The organism is Streptomyces sp. NPDC051173, from assembly GCF_040689515.1.
In the GTDB taxonomy this organism is placed as follows: Bacteria; Actinomycetota; Actinomycetes; order Streptomycetales; family Streptomycetaceae; genus Streptomyces.
Genome location: NZ_JBFBBD010000031.1, coordinates 25,971 through 43,606, shown reverse-complemented (window position 1 = coordinate 43,606; position 17,636 = coordinate 25,971). Strand labels below are relative to the sequence as shown.

Annotated in this window: 14 protein-coding genes, 1 tRNA gene, 1 pseudogene and 1 riboswitch; of the genes and pseudogenes, 10 read left to right on the top strand and 6 right to left on the bottom strand. The window is 69.0% G+C overall.

The annotated features are described in order from the left end of the window. Nucleotides 1–106 precede the first annotated feature (106 nt). A tRNA-Lys gene (locus AB0435_RS18230) sits at nucleotides 107–182 on the top strand. Between the two features lie 78 nt (nucleotides 183–260). Here AB0435_RS18230 and AB0435_RS18225 read toward each other — a convergent pair. Continuing rightward, nucleotides 261–755, bottom strand: coding sequence for an SDR family NAD(P)-dependent oxidoreductase (locus tag AB0435_RS18225; protein ID WP_366427414.1), 495 nt, complete (start codon nucleotides 753–755; stop codon nucleotides 261–263). A gap of 179 nt (nucleotides 756–934) precedes the next feature. Here AB0435_RS18225 and AB0435_RS18220 point away from each other — a divergent pair, with 179 nt between their 5' ends. The 6 genes and pseudogenes from AB0435_RS18220 (at nucleotide 935) to AB0435_RS18195 (ending at nucleotide 8,072) form a co-directional block, all read left to right on the top strand. Continuing rightward, nucleotides 935–1,798, top strand: a complete 864-nt coding sequence (locus AB0435_RS18220) for a DUF6227 family protein (RefSeq protein WP_366006461.1) — start codon at nucleotides 935–937, stop codon at nucleotides 1,796–1,798. A 226-nt stretch (nucleotides 1,799–2,024) separates the two neighbouring features. Next, nucleotides 2,025–2,228, top strand: a complete 204-nt coding sequence (locus AB0435_RS18215) for a cold-shock protein (protein ID WP_366006462.1) — start codon at nucleotides 2,025–2,027, stop codon at nucleotides 2,226–2,228. Nucleotides 2,229–2,470: 242 nt separating this feature from the next. Next, nucleotides 2,471–4,111: a DEAD/DEAH box helicase gene (locus tag AB0435_RS18210; protein ID WP_366427413.1), complete on the top strand. Its 1,641-nt coding sequence runs from the start codon at nucleotides 2,471–2,473 to the stop codon at nucleotides 4,109–4,111. Between the two features lie 935 nt (nucleotides 4,112–5,046). Beyond that, nucleotides 5,047–5,247: riboswitch (cyclic di-AMP (ydaO/yuaA leader) on the top strand. An 11-nt stretch (nucleotides 5,248–5,258) separates the two neighbouring features. Beyond that, entirely contained in the window at nucleotides 5,259–6,536 is a 1,278-nt protein-coding gene (locus AB0435_RS18205; protein ID WP_366427412.1) for a peptidoglycan DD-metalloendopeptidase family protein, read from the top strand. Between the two features lie 103 nt (nucleotides 6,537–6,639). Further along, nucleotides 6,640–7,110: pseudogene (locus AB0435_RS18200) on the top strand (hypothetical protein); the annotation flags it as partial. Nucleotides 7,111–7,127: 17 nt separating this feature from the next. Further along, a complete protein-coding gene (locus AB0435_RS18195; RefSeq protein WP_366427411.1) occupies nucleotides 7,128–8,072 on the top strand; it encodes an aldo/keto reductase in 945 nt (314 codons plus the stop codon). A 197-nt stretch (nucleotides 8,073–8,269) separates the two neighbouring features. Here AB0435_RS18195 and AB0435_RS18190 read toward each other — a convergent pair whose 3' ends face one another. Together AB0435_RS18190 and AB0435_RS18185 are read right to left on the bottom strand one after the other, a co-directional pair. Next, nucleotides 8,270–8,569, bottom strand: a complete 300-nt coding sequence (locus tag AB0435_RS18190; protein ID WP_366008005.1) for a hypothetical protein — start codon at nucleotides 8,567–8,569, stop codon at nucleotides 8,270–8,272. A 70-nt stretch (nucleotides 8,570–8,639) separates the two neighbouring features. Beyond that, nucleotides 8,640–8,966, bottom strand: a complete 327-nt coding sequence (locus AB0435_RS18185; protein ID WP_366427423.1) for an ATP-binding protein — start codon at nucleotides 8,964–8,966, stop codon at nucleotides 8,640–8,642. Nucleotides 8,967–9,318: 352 nt separating this feature from the next. Here AB0435_RS18185 and AB0435_RS18180 point away from each other — a divergent pair, with 352 nt between their 5' ends. The 3 genes from AB0435_RS18180 to AB0435_RS18170 are packed head-to-tail and all read left to right on the top strand — an operon-like array spanning nucleotide 9,319 to nucleotide 12,100. Next, the gene (locus tag AB0435_RS18180; RefSeq protein WP_366008006.1) at nucleotides 9,319–9,774 is read left to right on the top strand and encodes a very short patch repair endonuclease; all 456 of its coding nucleotides are present in this window, start codon (nucleotides 9,319–9,321) and stop codon (nucleotides 9,772–9,774) included. After that, a complete protein-coding gene (locus AB0435_RS18175) occupies nucleotides 9,771–10,784 on the top strand; it encodes a DNA cytosine methyltransferase (RefSeq protein ID WP_366008007.1) in 1,014 nt (337 codons plus the stop codon). The genes AB0435_RS18180 and AB0435_RS18175 overlap by 4 nt, the downstream gene beginning before the upstream one ends. Further along, the gene (locus AB0435_RS18170; RefSeq protein ID WP_366008008.1) at nucleotides 10,781–12,100 is read left to right on the top strand and encodes a DNA cytosine methyltransferase; all 1,320 of its coding nucleotides are present in this window, start codon (nucleotides 10,781–10,783) and stop codon (nucleotides 12,098–12,100) included. The genes AB0435_RS18175 and AB0435_RS18170 overlap by 4 nt, the downstream gene beginning before the upstream one ends. Here the strand turns inward: AB0435_RS18170 and AB0435_RS18165 are convergent. From AB0435_RS18165 to AB0435_RS18155, 3 genes are read right to left on the bottom strand one after another with little or no spacing between them, the layout of a single operon-like run. Next, nucleotides 12,069–12,956 (bottom strand): DUF6339 family protein, encoded by an 888-nt coding sequence (locus AB0435_RS18165; RefSeq protein ID WP_366008009.1) that lies wholly within the window; start codon nucleotides 12,954–12,956, stop codon nucleotides 12,069–12,071. The two genes, AB0435_RS18170 and AB0435_RS18165, sit on opposite strands and share 32 nt — an antisense overlap. Continuing rightward, nucleotides 12,953–13,945 carry a hypothetical protein gene (locus tag AB0435_RS18160; protein WP_366008010.1) on the bottom strand — a complete coding sequence of 331 codons (993 nt, stop codon included), beginning with the start codon at nucleotides 13,943–13,945 and terminating at the stop codon, nucleotides 12,953–12,955. Before AB0435_RS18160 ends, AB0435_RS18165 begins: the two co-directional genes overlap by 4 nt. Further along, on the bottom strand, nucleotides 13,942–17,565 hold the full coding sequence (locus AB0435_RS18155) for a sigma-70 family RNA polymerase sigma factor (protein ID WP_366427422.1): 3,624 nt from the start codon (nucleotides 17,563–17,565) through the stop codon (nucleotides 13,942–13,944). Before AB0435_RS18155 ends, AB0435_RS18160 begins: the two co-directional genes overlap by 4 nt. Between the last annotated feature and the right edge of the window lie 71 nt (nucleotides 17,566–17,636).

Below are 17,636 nucleotides of genomic sequence, written 5' to 3'. Positions count from 1 at the left end.
ACGGCACTTCGGTGCCGTACGGGCCCCGCCGCGTTCGCGGCCCCGGCCGATGAGTCGGCCATAACGACTCGGGATAACGCCGTCGGCCGGGCTATGCTGCGGGTGCGGGCCGTTAGCTCAATTGGCAGAGCAGTGGACTTTTAATCCATTGGTTGTGGGTTCGAGTCCCACACGGCCTACCAGTTCCACTGGTATCGAAACCCCCACCGACCTGGTCGGCGGGGGTTTCGGCGTTCTCGGGCGGCCCGGCTGACGTGCGCTCAGACCGGCCGGCCGGTGTCCGCCGGCACGATCTCGCGGACGCGGACATTCCGCGGCCGGCGGCACGCATAACGAATGGCCTCGGCGTCGTCGTCCGCGGTGAGTACGCGTTCCGGAGCGGTCTCCGCGGCCTGGCGCGACTCCTTCACTTCGGGACCCGTGATGTGTGAGCCGGGCTCCGTGGCCGCGTCGCCCGGGGCGATCACCGTCATCCGGTCCCGCTCGGCGGGGTCTCGCGTCACCGGATCGCCGGTGAGCATCACCCCGGCGTGGTTGACGAGCACGTCCGTGGGCCCGTACGCGTCCTCCGCCTCCCGGACCGCCGGGGTGAAGGCGGCACGGTCGGTGACGTCCACCGCCTTGTACAGCGTCCGCGGCGGGCCGAGCGCCTTCAGCCGTTCGAACCGTCTGCCCAGGAGCAGCAAGGGGCGGCCGTGCTGTGCGAACAACCGGACGCAAGCGGCACCGGAGCCGGGACCGGCCCCGGTGAGCACGGCGAGCGCGGAGGGGTGTCCATGCCGGGGACGCCAGGCGCGTAGGGCGCGGTGCGCCGGGTGCGGGGTCCGGTCGGGTGACCCGACCAGTTCGCCCGAACCCGGCCCCGATGCCGTGTTCGCGCCGCTACGGTAAGTGCGCGGGGTGGGGTGTGGCCGAGGTCGGGAGGTCGAGCGGCATGGAGAACTCGCGAGCGGGTGAGAGCGGGAGCGGGAGCGGCGGCAAGGGCACGGAGCGCGCGGAGGTCAGGGGGCACGAAGGGCGCGGCGGGGGCGCGGGCGCCGAGCTCACCCCCGCCGAGCACGTGGAGCGGCTGCTGGACCGGGCGCAGAACGGCTTCGAGATCGACGAGGCAGTGCTCGCGCGGCTGCGCACCGCGCTGATGCACCAGGCCGAGCTCCGCTCGTACCGCCAGCGCAACGACGACGCGCGGCCGCTGCGGTGCAACACCTACCGGCACATCTTCCTGCTCACCGACGGCAGCAGCCTGCTGCTGTACGAGCTGGAGCACGACACCGGGCCCGACGAGCGGTTCCTCTACGAGCTCTACGCCCACGAGGACGCCCTCGACCAGGCCGAGCGCCGGGTCCACGAGCGGATCGGCGGCGGCATCGGCCCCGGCAGCGAGGCCGAGGAGCTGCCGGCCTGGCTCGCGGAGGAGCTGCTGCTCGCCATGGGCCCCACCCAGCCCCGCCGGGAGTACGTCTCCGACGCCTCGCCCGACCACGCCCGGCGGCTGCTGCGCCGCGCGGAGAACGAGGACGGGCCCGGCGAGGTCGTGCGCGAGCTCCTCCAGGAGGCGCTCGGCCACCACATCGCGCTGATCACCAAGCCGCGCAGGCGGGGCACCGGCCGGGACGCCACCTGGTGCCGCTTCTACGAGCACGCCTTCCTGCTGGAGGGCGGCGGCGAGCTGAGCCTGTGGGAGCTGGAACACAACATGACGGCGGACGGCAGGCTCGTCTGCGAGGTCTATCTCGACGAGGCGGAGGCCGAGGTGGCGGCGGACCGGCACGCCCGCGCCCAGGGCGTCGAGCTGTAGCCGGGGCGACGCGGGCGATCCGGGGTCGGGTCCCGGGGGCCGGTGGACGGCGGGCGGGAAAGACGGGGGTTACGGGGGCCGCCCCCCGTGTGCTATGGTCGACGGAAGTTGCAGTTGTGGTACCCATGAACTCGTGTGCGCCTGACGGTTATGTAGCCGAAGGCGCATTTTTGTTTTTGCCGGTCTATTCCGGTGTGGGGCCCATCCCATTCACAAGGAGATAGACATGGCTACTGGCACCGTGAAGTGGTTCAACTCGGAAAAGGGCTTCGGCTTCATCGAGCAGGACGGCGGCGGCCCCGACGTCTTCGCCCACTACTCGAACATCGCCTCCAACGGCTTCCGTGAGCTGCTCGAGGGTCAGAAGGTTTCCTTCGACGTCACGCAGGGCCAGAAGGGCCTGCAGGCCGAGAACATCGTCGCTGCCTGACGATTCACATGCCCACCCGGTCAGGGTGACGGGACTTTCGGCCCTCGCGCCGTGAGTCCGACGTCCTCGCCGGGCACCGCATGAAGCACCACGTAATGGGGCCCGCACCACTGGGTGCGGGCCCCATTGCTGCCCCCGCACCAGCGCGCCCAGGCTTTTCCGCCGTCCGTCCGTTCCGGCCGGTCCCGCGAAGCGAAGTCTCCCCTTCCGGGCGTGCCACCCCATTGAGGGAAGGTCCCCGTATGACTCGCTCCGCCCGCTCTTTCTCGTCCTCCTCCGACGGCGGCTCCTCCGCCCGTCCCCCGCGCCAGCGCGGTGGCGGCGGCGGTCAGTCCGCCCGCGGTGGCCAGGCGCCCCGCCGCCGTCCCGCGGCTCCCCTCCAGGGGGAGTTCGAGACGCCGGTCTCCACCACCCCGGCCCTGCCGCCGGTGGCCTCCTTCGCCGACCTGGACATGCCGAACGGCCTGCTCGCCACGCTGACCCGCGAAGGCGTCACCGAGCCGTTCCCGATCCAGGCCGCGACCCTCCCCAATTCGCTGAGCGGCCGTGACGTCCTCGGCCGCGGCCGTACGGGCTCCGGCAAGACGCTGGCCTTCGGCCTGGCGCTGCTCGCCCGCACGGCGGGCCGCCGAGCCGAGCCGGGCCGCCCGCTCGCCCTCGTGCTCGTCCCCACCCGCGAGCTCGCGCAGCAGGTCACCGACTCGCTCAGCCCGTACGCCACCGCGGTCAACCTGCGGATCGCCACCGTCGTCGGTGGCATGTCCATCGGCCGTCAGGCGCAGACCCTCGCGCGCGGCGCCGAGGTCCTGGTCGCCACCCCCGGCCGGCTCGCCGACCTGATCCAGCGCGGCGACTGCAAGCTCGGCGACGTGCGGATCACGGTCCTGGACGAGGCCGACCAGATGGCCGACATGGGCTTCCTGCCGCAGGTCACCAAGCTGCTCGACCAGGTCGACCCGGACGGCCAGCGCATGCTGTTCTCCGCGACCCTCGACCGCAACGTCGACCGCCTCGTGCGCCGCTTCCTCTCCGACCCGGTGACGCACTCCGTCGACGCCTCGGTCGGCGCGGTCTCCACGATGGAGCACCACCTGCTCTTCGTCACCGACGCGGACAAGAAGGACGCCGTCACCCGGATCGCGGCCCGCGAAGGCCGCGTGATCATGTTCGTGGACACCAAGCGCGGCGCCGACCGCCTGGTGAAGAAGCTGCTCTCCGAGGGTGTGCGCGCCGGGGCGCTGCACGGCGGCAAGAGCCAGCCGCAGCGCAACCGCACGCTGGAGCTGTTCCGTACGGACCAGGTCACCGCGCTGATCGCCACCAACGTCGCCGCCCGCGGCATCCACATCGACGGCCTCGACCTCGTCGTGAACATCGACCCGCCGATGGACCACAAGGACTACCTGCACCGCGGCGGCCGCACGGCCCGCGCGGGCGAGTCCGGCACCGTCGTCACCCTCGTCCTGCCCGAGCAGCGGCGCGAGATGACCCGCATGATGGCCACGGCGAAGATCACCCCCAACGTCGTCAAGACGCACCCCCGCGACCCCGAGCTGGAGCGGATCACCGGTGCGCGTGAGCCCAGCGGTGTCGCGGTGGTCATAGCGCCTCCGGCCGCCGCGCAGCCGCAGGGGCAGCAGGGCGCGAAGAAGCCGTCCCGCTCGCGCGGCTCGGGTTCCGGGGGCCGCGGCCGTACGCGTACGGAGCCCGGCACGGGCAACGGTGGTGGCGGTGGCGGTGGCGGCGGTTACCGCGGCTTCGGCAGCGGCACGGGGCAGGGCCAGGGTGGCGGGGCGTCCCGCCGTTCGGGCGGTACGCGTCCGGGCAATGCGGTTCGCCGTGGCGGTGGCGGCGGGGGCTCTCGGCGGGCGCCGAAGGTCTGACCGGTTGCCGGTTTGCTCGGCGTTGCCTTGCGCGGGTGGGTTGCCGCCGGGGGGAGTGCTGCGCCCTGTGGGAGCGCCCTGCGGGCGGCGGCCTCAATCGCCGGCCGGGCTGGTTTGTGGTGGGTGCCGGGGGTGGGTCTTCCGGGCTGGGGACCTGGAACGCGGTGCGGGCACCGTCATGCGTATTGGGTGCCCTGAAGTCGCACCGCGTTCCAGAACCCCACCCTCCAGCCCCACCCCCTCCCGCCGGTGGGCGACATCAGGGCCGGTGGGGGTGCGCCGGTCTTCCCTTTCAGCCCGCCCGGGGTGCTCGTTGCCGTTCCGGGCGCGCCCGTCTTTTTCTTTCAGCCCGTCCGGCGTTTGAGGACAACGCGCGAAGCGTGTTGCTGGAGTCTGGGGCGCAGCCCCAGTTCCGGAGCGCGCAACGTTGCGGGGGTCTGGGGGCTTGCCCCCAGTTTCGGGAAGGGGCGGGGCTGGGGAACAAACCAGCCCGTCCGGCGTTTGAGGACGCGGCCGCAGGCCGCTCCCGCCGCAGGCGGCAACGGACCCGCACGTCGAGGGGCTGAGGCAGCGCCCCCACGCGGCCGGGCGACAGGCCCTGCTCGCGACCCGACCCGCCCCGGTCCGGCGGCGGACGCCCCCGCCGGACCGACGGCGTTTCCGGTACGCCGCGCCGGCACGGCCAGCTGTCCGTACGGCCGTTGACCGGCGGAGCCGAGAGACGCGCGGCACAGAAATCCGTCCGTACGCGCAGTAGTGGATCTTGATCGTTCCGCATTCCGTCGGAATAAGAACCACATTAAGAAGTCGGTCTCCTCGCCAAGTCCTGACCAAGGAGCCGGTCGATTCAGCCTTTCGGCTTGGAAACCACGCGGTCTGTCTATTAACGTTCGATAACGACGTGCGGTCCTCATCACCGCCGCAAGAGGCGGCGCCGTGCGCCTTCGCCGAATCCCGCGGGCACAGCAAGACCTGATACACCAGCAGCATCTGGGAACCGGGGAACCACCCGCCCTGGGGTGAATCGGGCCGCACCCGGCTCGTAGGAGACCTTCCTGCTCCGAACCCTCCCCCAGAGCCTGAAGGGCCTGGGGGTACCCCCACCGCTAACCCGGTAGGCGAGAAGGAAGGAAAGGAGTTCGCCCTCGTGGCGTCCAACGAGCCTGCCCTCGACCCCACTCTGTACGGGTCGTACGAGCCCTACGCACCCGAACTCCCGATCGTGCCCGCGTATATGACCGCCCATATGGCGGCGCCCGCGCCGGGGACGGCAGCCATGGGGGGCGGCGACTCGGCGATCGCTCCTCCCGCGCCGGGCTTCGCCGCCGGACCTCGGCCGATGACCCCTCAGCCGGCCGCACAGCAAGCGGTGGCGCCCCGGCCGGCCGTTCCCCAGTGGGCGGTGCCCGAGCCGACGGCGCCGGAACCGGCCGCCGACGAGTCCGCGCACCCCGCCCCCGTCCCGGCCCGTGCCGGGAGCGGCGGCCGGCACCGCGTCGCCAAGCAGCGCGGCGGCACGATGGCCCGCAGCGGCGCCGTCCTCGGCGTCGGGGTCATCGCGGCGGTCGGCGCGGGCGGCATGGCGAGCGCGCAGGACCGCCCGGCGGCGCCGATATCGGTACCCGACCTGGCCGGAGTGGGCTCCCTCCTCGGCGGCGGTCAGGCGCACGAGGAGCAGGCCGCGGCCGCCGCGCCCGGCGCCGAGCAGCCGCTCACCCAGGCCGGTCTGAGCACCGAGGAAGCCGCCCAGGGCACCACGAACGCGGGCGAGGCCCTGCGCGCCCGGATCCTTCAGCAGGCCGAGCACCAGCAGAACGCCGCTGACGACCAGACACGCGAGTCGACGCAGCGCGAGGCGGCCGAGGCAGCGGCGAAGAAGGCAGCGGAAGCGGCTGAGGCGGAAAAGGCGGCGAAGGAGGCCGAGGCCGAGAAGGCGAAGGCGGCGCGGGCCGAGTCCCGGCCGGCGGCCGCGGAGGACGCCGCCGACCCCACCGACACCGGGCCCCGCACGCCCGCGGCGCACAGCCCCGGCGCGTACACCCTCCCCGTCGGCTCGTACACCCTGACCGCCGGCTTCGGCCAGGCGGGCAACATGTGGTCCGCGAACCACACCGGCGAGGACTTCGCGGCCCCGACCGGCACGCCCGTCAAGGCGATCGGCAGCGGCACGATCACCCACGCCGGGTGGGCGGGCGCGTACGGCTATCGCATCGTGCTGAAGCTGGACGACGGTACGGAGGTGTGGTTCTGCCACCTGTCGTCGATGGTGGTCACCTCGGGCAAGGTGAACAGCGGCGACGTGATCGGCCGCGTGGGCGCCACCGGCAATGTCACCGGCCCGCACCTCCACCTGGAGATCCGCCCGGACGGCGGGGCCCCGGTCGACCCGCTGCCCTGGCTGCGGGAGCGCGGCCTGGAGCCGTAGCCCGCGGGCGCGGCGGCTGCCGCGCATATCTGTCACGGACGAGGGCACCCGGATGCCGTGACAGCCGCGATCACCACCTCCGTACCGGCCCGTCCGGACCGCCGTCGGCCGGCGCGTCATGATTTCCTCGACCTGTCTGCTCTCCGGCCTGCTCCTCTTCGGCACGGCCTGGCTCTTCGGCGCCGGGCGGCTGAGCGCCGACACCCTCACCGCCTGCTGGGCCGTCGTCCTCTTCTTCGCCTCGGCGGGCGCGAGCAGCGCGTACCTCACGGTGTCCGAGGCGTTTCCGATGGAAACGCGCGCCAAGGTCATCGCCTTCTTCTACGCGCTCGGCACGGCGACCGGCGGCAGCACCGGCCCGCTGATCTTCTCCGACCCGACGAGCGGCGGCGTCGTCGGCGACACGGCGCCGACCTTCCGGATCGGCGCGTCCCTGATGCGCGCCGCCGGCCTGGTCGCGGCCTTCCCGGCCGTGCCGGCGGAAGGGCGTTCCCTCGACCGTGGCCCCGCTCTCCACCGAGCGGGCGGAACCGCTGCCCGCCACGGCGAAATAGCGGAATACCCCGCACCGTAAGGACGTTGGAGAGATCCATGGCTGACATTCACAAGAAGATCGGCAAGCTGTCCGTCCACCCGCTGGCCCTCGGCGGCAACGTGTTCGGCTGGACGGCCGACGAAGCGCAGTCCTTCGCCGTCCTCGACGCCTACGTGGCGGCCGGCGGCAATTTCATCGACACCGCCGACGTCTACTCCGCCTGGGTGCCCGGCAATACGGGTGGCGAGTCGGAGACCGTGATCGGCAATTGGTTCGCCGCCCGCGGCAACCGCGCCGACATCGTCCTGGCCACCAAGGTCGGCGCGGGCGTCCCCGAACCGCGCGGCCTCTCCGCCGCCGTCATCAAATCCGGCGTCGAGGATTCGCTGCGCCGCCTGCGCACGGATTACATCGACCTCTACTACACGCACTACGACGACCCGTCGCTGCCGGTGGAGGAATTCATCACCGCGCTCGACGCGCTGGTGAAGGAGGGCAAGGTCCGCGAGATCGCGGCCTCCAACATCACGGCCGAGCGGCTCACGGAGGCCCTGGAATTCTCCGATTCCGCGGGCCTGGCCAAGTACGCCGCGATCCAGCCGCACTACAACCTGGTCTCCCGCGACACGTACGAGGGCCCGCTCGCGGACGTCGCGGCGCGGCACGGCCTGGCCGCCGTCCCGTACTGGGCCCTGGCGTCGGGCTTCCTCACCGGCAAGTACCGGCCGGGAGCGGCGGTGGACAGCGCCCGCGCGGGTGCCGCCGGCAAGTACCTGGAGTCCGAGCGCGGCCCCCGCGTCCTCGCCGCTCTCGACGAGGTGGCCGCGGCCCACGACGCCGAGCTCGCCACGGTCGCCCTGGCCTGGCTCGCGTCCCGCCCCACGGTGGTCGCCCCGCTGGCGAGCGCCCGCACGGTCGAACAGCTTCCGGCGCTGCTGGCGGTGGCGGACCTGAAGCTGACGGAGGCGGAGCTTTCGCTTCTGACGGAGGCGTCGGCGTAGGTGTAGGCGGCCGGCGCGAACGTCGGCGCGAACGTCGGCGCGAACGTCGGCGGGAATGTTGACGCGAATGTTGACGCGAACGCCAGCGGGAATGTTGACGCGAATGATCGGCGCGAACGTCGACGCGGTGGAGGGGGCCGGGTGTCCGGCCCCCTCCACCCCTCTCACGCCAGGCTCACTCCACGCTCACTCCACTCTCAGGCCCGGCTCTCCACGACCCAGGAGGCCAGCGCGACCCCGCCGGCGACGGCGAAGACGGACGGCCACGCGCCGACCTTCTTCGCCAGCGGGTGCGACCCGGCGAACGCGGCGACGTACAGCCCCGTCAGCGCGGCAGCCTTCCCGGCCCCGGCCTTCCCGGCCCACTGCCGAGCGGCCACGGCCCCGGCGGCGGCCAGCGCGACCCCACCGAGCGGCCGCTTCTTCGTCCACCGGGCAACGCCGTACCCACCGACGAGCCCACCGGCAGCCACGACGGATGTCGGAATCCCAGCCATCTGCACAACCTCCGCACGCATCAGAAATCCCATTCCTCCCGAGGCTACGCCGGGGGTGTGCGGGGGGTGGCTACGGGCCTGTCCGGGCGAGCGGCTCGAACCAGACGCACTTCCCGACGACGTTGAGCTGGTCCCACACGAAGGTCACGCCGGACGCCACCGAAAGACACCGCACAAGCGCAAGCCCCCGCCCGTCCTCCTGCCCGTCCCGGGCGACCCGCCGCCGCGGCCGCCGCGCATGATCCCCATCGAGCACGGAAACGACCACCCGGTCCCCACGCACGGCGACCTCCACGGAGAGGTCATCGACCCGGGCGTGCTGCACGACATTGGTGACCAGGTCGGACACGCAGACGAGGGCGTTCTCGATCAGGGGCGTGCGATCGGTGGCCTCCAGCGCGGCGGCGACGAACTCCCGGGCGACGCGGGCGGTGGTGGGGGCGGCGGGTGCGTACAGGCGGTAGATCTCTGCGGGCTCGGCGTCGTCGTCATCGGTGGGGGTGTCGGGGGCTGGTGAGCATGGAGGTATGTATGAGGTGATCTCCGGCAGGGCGTGGTTCTCGTTATCTGCCTGCTCCTACCGAGGGATAACCGATCCTTGCCGTGTGATCACGGCGTTCGCCCTGGACACGCCCACGCTCGCAGGCGGCGAGACGAGGACTTCCCCTCGCTCCTGCGCCCGGATCTCTACTGTGCGTGACTCCGCGATGGTGGACTGAAACGGCGTAGGGACATAGGACACTAGGACCATGCGCGCTGCATTCCCATCCAGCCCTGACGTATCGGCCCGGATGAGCCGGCAGACCAACCGGGACACTGGCGCCGAACGGGCGGTGCGGCAGCTTCTTCACGCCTCCGGATACCGCTACCGGATCCATTATCCGGTGCCGGGCATGCGCAGACGGAAGATCGACATCGCGTTCACGCGCGCCAGGTTGGCCGTTCTCATCGACGGCTGCTTCTGGCATGGCTGCCCGGAGCACGCCACCAGTCCCAAGTCGAACGCGGAATGGTGGCGGCAGAAGCTCGATCGCAACATCGAGCGGGACCAGGAGACGAACGCACAGCTGCTGTCCGAGGGCTGGACGGTCCTGCGCTTCTGGGAACACGAGTCACCGGACGCCGTCATGCGTCAGGTGATCGCGGCTGTTGAGCGCGAGAAGGCAAGCAGGAGGAAACGACCCACGAAGGGCGGGGGCCGATGAGCGATCTACGATTCGTCGACGTGTGCGCTGGGGCGGGCGGATTGGCCTTGGGGCTGGAACAAGCCGGCTTCGACCCCGTCCTGCTACTGGACGAGAAGTCGGTGGCCTGCGACACGCTGCGCATGAACCGACCGGCGTGGCGGGTTCTGGAGACGGATCTGCTGGGATTCGCTCCTTCGCGGCACCGGGAGGTCTACGACGTCGATCTGCTGTCGGCCGGGCTGCCCCGCGTGAAGTCCAGTGCGACCGTCGCGAGGACCGAGACCGAGGCCGAACTGCGCCTGCTGGAGGCGACTGTCTACCTGGCGCATGCCGTCCAGCCTCGAGCTCTGATCATCGAGAACGTACCGGAGCTGGTGGGCGCGCCCGGCTTCGAGCCGATACGCGACCTCATCCGGAAGGAGCTGGATCACCTCGGCTACCGGTTCCGATGGTTCGTCCTGAACGCAGCCGACTTCGGCGTGCCACAGGACCGGAAGCAAGGGGTGCTCGTCGCGCTCAGGAAGCAGTACTTCGACGCGTTCCGCCCACCGGAGCCGACGGCGCGCGAGCATCGGTCCGTCGGTCGAGCTCTGCGCCGGTCCATGGCCATGGGTGGTTGGCGGGACGCCGACCGGTGGGCAGCCCAAGCGCTCAGCGTGGCACCGACCCTGGTGGGCGGGTCGGACAGGCGAGGAGGCGCGGATCTCGGACCGACAGGGACGAAAAAGGCCTGGGCCCGGATGGGGGTCGATGGAGGCACCGTGGCTGACAAGGTTCCTGGCCCGGACTTCGTCTGGGCGCCGGAAACGGGACGGCACGGGATGGTCAGGATCACGACGGACCAGGCTGCACTCCTGCAGGGCTTCCCGCCCGATTGGAGATTCGTTGGGAAGAAGACGGCCCGCTATCGACAGATCGGCCATGCCTCACCACCGCCGGTGGGCAGGGCGCTCGGGCTGGCGATCCGAGCCGCACTGGAGATGCCCCAGTCCACAACCTCCGTCGCCGGCTACACTTCGATCCCATGAACAGCCCAGGAACACAAGCTCACCACCTCGACGGAGTCCGGATCTTGGACCTCTTTGCAGGTCCTGGTGGACTCGACGTGGCCGCGCATTTCCTGGGCTTCAAGAGCATCGGGATCGAGTGGGACCGAAACGCGTGCGAGACGCGCTACGCGGCGGGCCTGCCGACGATTCACGCCGATGTGAGCGTCATGCGTGAGAGCCGCTTCGACGAGATCCCGAAATCGGTCGACGTGCTGGCCGGGGGACCGCCCTGTCAATCCTTCTCCGTCGCAGGCAATGGTGCAGGACGGCGAGCACTGGACAAGGTGAAGGAGTACATCCACCGCCTCGTGGAGGGGGAAGACGAAGCCAAGATCGACGAGGATCTGCACGATTTCCGCGAAGATCCGCGCACCGCCTTGGTCCTGGAACCCCTCCGCTGGCTTCTCAAGGCGATCGAGACAGAGGATCGCGACCCGTACCAGGTGATCGTTCTGGAACAGGTGCCTGCGGTCCTGCCTCTCTGGGAGGTCTACGCCAAGCTTCTGCGAAGTGGCGAAGGGCGGCTCAAGGGCGTCAAGTACGAAGCGGAATGCTGGGAGTTGAAGACCGAGCAGTTCGGGGTTCCGCAGACGCGTACGCGCGCCGTACTCGTCGCCCGGCGCCCGGGGCATGGGGCCATTGAACCGCTCGAAGCGACTCATATGCCCTTCGACTTGCATCGGGGAAAACGTAATGCCGCTCAAGCAGATATGCTCCCGACCGATTCCGCGACTCCAGGGACCAAGCAGCGTTGGCTCTCCATGGCGGAGGCTCTGGACGCGGCTAGCGAGTTGAAAGGCTCGCTCGTGGACGTGTCCCGGCTCCGGACGGGGGGCAGGACGAAGTTCTTCGTTGTCTCGAACTACGGCTCCGGGGGTGATCCGAAGAACCGAGGGCAGCGCCTGTCGTCCGAGCCCGCTTTCACTGTCACCGGAAAAATTTCCCGGAACAAGGTGTACAAGAGCATCGCGGAGTATGAGGCTAAGAAGTTCGACCGATTCGAAATCTGTGAATCCGGGGTGCTCCAGACCTTCCCGCACAACTTCCCCTGGTCGGGAAACGACCAGGCGCAGCAGGTGGGCAATGCGGTACCACCCCGGCTCGGCATGCATGTACTCAGCACGGCACTTCGCGGGAACACCCCCTCAGACGACGAGTTGACGGCTGCGGCCACTTGGCCGACTGTCCCCCAAACCACCACGGACGAACTGCGCGTCATCGGCTGCGGCGATCAGAGCCAGTGCCCTGAGGACTCGCATAAAGTCACTCGCCCTCGTCGGAAGTCCGCCCCCTGACCGGCGCATCCGCGAAGAGCTCCTCGAAATGGGCGACCAGTCTCCGAACTGCCTCCTCCGGTACACGCTCTTCCTTCGGGCCCTGAGGAAGGTTGTTCCGGGGGGACGGGAGGGCTGATTCGGCCCCCGCGATCCAGTCACGCAGGGGCTCCCCGTCACGCTCCACGTCCGGGGCTATGTCGTCGTACATCAGCGTCGCCGCGGCGGCGTTGACCGCGGAGGTCAGTGCGTTGACCTCGCGACCGGTGCGCACAGTCCCTCTTTCCATGAGTCCGACGAGGGCTTGAGCGGTTGGGCGATGGTCGACTATGTCCAGCCGAAGAGCGGAGTTGAGCATGTCCTGGTTCCCGCAGGCCACGACGACGGGCTGGTAATCCGAGCCGTCGCGGAAGAGCTCGGCCGCCCACCAGAGTCGGGCGAACGTTTGCTTGTAGTGCGCGCCGACGAACTTGTCCCGGGCCACGCGTCCGCGCGAACCGTCCGCCTTCGGCTCGGACAGGTGCCGCCATACGACGTAGTCCGGCGCCACCCCGAGGGCCATATACGTCCAAAGCTGCTTCTCGGCCGCTTCCCTGCGTGTCAACCGAAGGGTCTCGTGCAGACGCGGCGCCAACCACGCATCCGCTGCCGTGGGGCGCTCGTCCCGGAATTTGTTCAGGGCGTCGTCGATCAGATCCCGTACCCGGTGCAGCCGCAGTCGCGCGCAGTCGCCGGGCAGGGGCTCGGCGACCTTGTTCAGCGCGATGGAAGGGACGTCCTCACGTCCATCGAGCAATCCAGTGGAGATGTATTCGGCGGCCTGCAGATCGGAGATCAGAGCAAGCCGTTCCGGCAGGTGCTCAGGGCGGGAAATCATGCGTGGGTCTCCTGGTCGAGCCGTTCGATGTGGCGAATCGTGGCGGCCAGTGCCTTGGGCACCTCGGCCCGACGCGCGGCGGCGTAGTGGATGCGCGGCTGTAGATCTGTCCAACTCCCTTCGCCGGTGCGTCGGATGTGCACCTCGCGGAGAGCATCCTCTGCGGATCGGCCGGGAATGATGTCCGGGAGCATTTCGCGGAGCACCGCACCTCGCCAGTCGGGCGGGAGGAGCGGCGTTCCGTCGTCCTCGATCTCCAGGTCGCCGATGGCGGTATGGAAGACAGCAGTCCACACATCGGTGCACATCTGGGCCAGCACCATTTCCCCCACCGTGCTCTCCACCTTCGAGCCTTCGCCTTCCACGAGTGCTACCAGACCCTCGAAGTCGGAGTTCAGACGGACGGTGGGCATCCGGCCCGAGGTGTCCACGACCCAGGGCGCGTCCCGAAAGCCTCGCAACCACTCGGCGCCGCGGGTGAAACTGACGGTGCTGACGTCGAGCTGGCGATCTCTGAGCGGGACGCCGGCCGTCACGTCGATCAGCCAGTCCTGGTCGGTGGAGGCGATGATCCTGCCCGTTGTCCCCCCGACCGTGGCCACCACGTGCACGGCGAGGGACGCGCGGTCCAAGTGGTCGTCCCGGTTGAGCCGGATCTCCCCGGCCCAATCCCTGCCACCCTCCGGACCGGGTTCCAGCCGGACGACAGTGCGCACGTTGGTGGCCCCCTCCGTCAGAACGGCGACAACCGCGACGTCCGACCAGTGCCCCTTCGACTCGATCTCACGAACCGGTACGGTCGCCGCCAGCGCGAGCCGTGCCGTGTGCCAGTCGTCGCGCTCCGCCATGCCGAGTGCCACGACCTGCTCGACAACCGAATATCCCTTGGTGTCCAACTGCTCACGGCCGTCTCCAGGGCCATGCAGCCGCACGGCCGTGACCCTTGCCGTCACCGCGCCGGCCAGTCGGGGGTACGGGTAGGCCCTCACGCGATGCCTCCTTTGCTTTCCTTGAGCTCGACAACGAGACCGGTCAGGGCCGCCCGCACCGGATGTGTGGACACATCTGTGACGCCCCGGAAGACGGCACGGCGGACCCCGGGCGCGAAGCGCAGTACACCGTCGTCCAGTTCGCAGTTCGTGACAGGGGTCAGTTCGGCCCACTCGACCACTGGGCGGGCGCCGGAGCGTACCTCCAGCTTCGCGACGGGGCTCATGCGCCAGAACTCACCCCCGGCAGGCACTTTGACCTCGGCAGTGATCTGCCACGCCCCGGAGGGAGCGATCACGGCCTCGAGGTCGTCCAGCTTCGGGAGCCCTGCAGTTCCCTTGGCGGCCGACTTGCCCGAGATCTTCAGACGCTTGCTCACCTTGCTCGTGCCGCTGGGCTTCTTCTCTCTGGGAACCGCGACAAGCCCGCGTACGGCTCTGTTGGTCTCCGTGGTCAATGCAGCGATTCGGCGATGGGCCGAGGGCGAGAAGCGCATCCTCAGCTCCTCGGTCTGGCCCCACTTGTTGTGCTCCGGTGGCTCGGAGGCCCGCAGGAATTCCTCGGCCTCCGCCGCAAACGGCACGTTGTCTCCTGCCGCTCGGCCCGCGAGCAGAACTGCTTGAAACGGGTTGGTTCCTACCGGAAGGCCCGATACCAAGCTCGTCTTGACCGTCATGCGATTGCCGCGCATCGCGGTCACCTGGTTGATCCTGCCATCGGCGTCCGTGGCCTCGGTGACGAGGAGCACCGCACGGTGCTCGCCGACCGTTCCGGCAAGTCCATCCCTCTCGGGAACCTTCAACGGCACAGTAGTCAGGGCCACTTGGCCTGCTTCAGTGAGCCGTTCGACCGTGGTTCCGCTCAGAAAGGCCTGAAGCGCCCGCGTGCGCGCAGGTTGATGGACTTCTGGCTCGACCCGCTCCTCCGCAAGGTGCTCCACACCATTGCGCAACGTCCGCACCGATGCCTCCAGCAGTGGCTCGCGGTCGCCTCCCGTTGTCATCGCGGCCCAGAAGTTACGACCGAGGGCGCGGACCAATCTCTGATGCATGCGCTCCAGGCTGTCCTCGTCGTCGCCCACGTCCCCTTCTTCGCCCTGACCGGCCTCGGCGAGGCTGGCCACATCATGTGCTCCGACGATGAGGAAGGAAGTGCCAGGATCATCACTCTCGCGGGTGAGATGTAGGCTCTCGACCGTCTCCTCGTCAGCCCACCAGGAGCGGACGACATCTGAGTTGTCCGCCTCGGCATCCGGCCGGCCCAGCCAAGCGGGACCGGCGAATCTCCTGCCGTCGACCTCTCGCCAGGGAAGATCGAGCCGTCCGATCAGCCGCCGCCGGGCGCGCCCCTCGTGCGGTTCGGAGAGGGTGGAGTTCATGAGGACGAGCCCCAGCCGGCTGGTCGCCCAGAGCGTGGCCTTTCCAAGGCCGTATGAGCCGCCGGCCGTCACATCCGACTTGCGACTTTCGAGTTGTCGCCGCACCACGGCGGCGAATCGTCCGTCCTCGTAGTCGTCACCGGTCAGCCCGTTGGCGTTGTAGTCGTCGACGCGAAGAAGGACAAGCCGATCCCGCTCGAGCATTTCTCGCAGACCGGCACTGATGACGCGTCCGACCTTCTGGTCCTGTGCGGCGGCCGCCCAGTAGTGAGGGTGGAGGTCATGCCAGCGGATCGCCGTACGGAACCGGGCCAATGTGTCACCGGTTAGTTCATGCAGGGTGTAGCGGACTCTGACTGGGCGGTTGTTGCTCTTGACGCGCTCGTCCAGGCTGTTCTGAGTCGCCTCACGGGCCAGGACTTCCAAGTCGGCCTCGAAGGCGAAGGCCGCCGCGTTGCCGAACTCCCGACCTCCATCGTCGTGTCCGGGGCGGTGGTACCACACGACTGACGTCTCCACGGGTTCGACCGGCCGTTCCGGACAGACTGCGGAACCCTGCCCGGTTTCGCCCTCGGCCCCAAGGACCTTCTGCACTCGGACCAAAAGGTCCGCGCGTGGCTCCGAGCGGCCTTCGAGCCAGGCTTCGACGGGCGCTCGCGGCACTCCCAGGCTCTCTGCCAGTTCGACTGCCTCCACCCCGGTTTCTTGCAACCGCTCGGCCAACCACCGACCGAACTCGGTCCCCTTCGAAGTCACCGTTCCCTCTTCCCCTTCGGAACTGCTCTCTGTCTCCGGCGTGCCGACGCTGTCGTTCGACAGAGACTCGCCGGCCGCCGTCTCCTCCCGCCCCATCGGACCTCTGCGAAGTGCAGCCCCTTGAGCGGCCTCCTGAGCGATCTTTCGAGCGGCCCTCATGCGACGACGTTCTGCGTCAGGGTCGTCGGGATCCAGCCCCATTTGGATCCTCAGGTCCTTCAGCGCTCGCTTTTCGATCTGCCGAATGCGTTCGCGCGTCACTCCGATTCGCTTACCGATTTCGTCCAGCGTCCAGGATGTGTCATCGATGAACCCGTGTCGCAGCAGAAGGATATCCCGAATTCTTTCCGTGAACACACATTCATCGAATAGCTGGAATATTTCCTCGCGCTCGAATTCGGACGACAGTGCCTGTTCGGGTCCCGGCATCGGATGAAGCGCATCGACGACCACTTCACCGAGAGTCGCATTCTCGCCGATGGGTTGCTCGAGCGACAGAACCGCCCGATGGCCCAGCCGTAGACACTCCATCACCCTTGCGGGGGTGAGTCCACACGCCAGGGAGAGATCATCAACATTGGGTACCCTTCCCTGGTCGAGAAAGACCCGCTCCTTTTTCCGCACCTTCTCCACATCGGTCCAGATGTGAACCGGGAGTCGAATGGCCGACCCTTCATTGGCCACAGCCCGAGTAATGCGTTGCCGAATCCACCAGGTGGCATAGGTGGAAAGCTTGCACCCCATGGAAACGTCGAACTTCTCCACGGCGCGGATGAGCCCGATCATGCCGTGCTGCGCGAGATCCTCGTACGTGGGGCTGCCTGGTCGGTGCCCCGAACCACGCAGAATCTTGTGCACGAGTCGCTGATTATGGATAACCATTGCGGAAAAGGCTTGGTACGCCTCGCTGTCTCGCGGAAGCGTCGCCAAGTAGCCATCGGGCAACAACTCCGATGACTCTCTGGCTCCTCGGAACAAGAGACAGAGCCCTACTTCCTCCTCGGCGCTCAGCAGCCGCCGGTGTGGGTCCGCTCGCCTTCGATCAGCCTCGAGCAAGTCCCGAGCGGTACGACGAGCCGTTTCCATGTCGTCGACACGCACCGTCCCTCGAAGCGACTCGAGATCCGGTCCTTCCTCTTCCTCCTCGGGCGAATCCAAGTCGTCGAGAACCTCGTCGAAACCGGCCGCGTCGTAGGGAGTCACACTCTGCGTGACGTACGGTTCCTCTTCGACGTGTTCGTCTTCCGCCTCCGACGCTGCCACGACCTCGTACAAGGCCTGGGCCTCCTCGGGGCCGAGGCGCGCAGCCCTCATCACCTGCCTCAGAGCCGTCTGACGTTCGAGTCCTTCGGCTGTGAACCGACGTATGAGACCGACGAGCAGATCCCATCCGGCTTCATTCATCCCCCTGCTGGGCGCACCGCCCCGCTCCGTGATCATCACGCCCCCGCGCTCGCGCTCCGCCCCTGTTGCCCCGTAGTCCATCACTCATCGGGTCGTCGCTGCCAGCGCTTGTTCGCCAGGCTCGTGCCCCTGAGGATCCGGCACTCGGTATT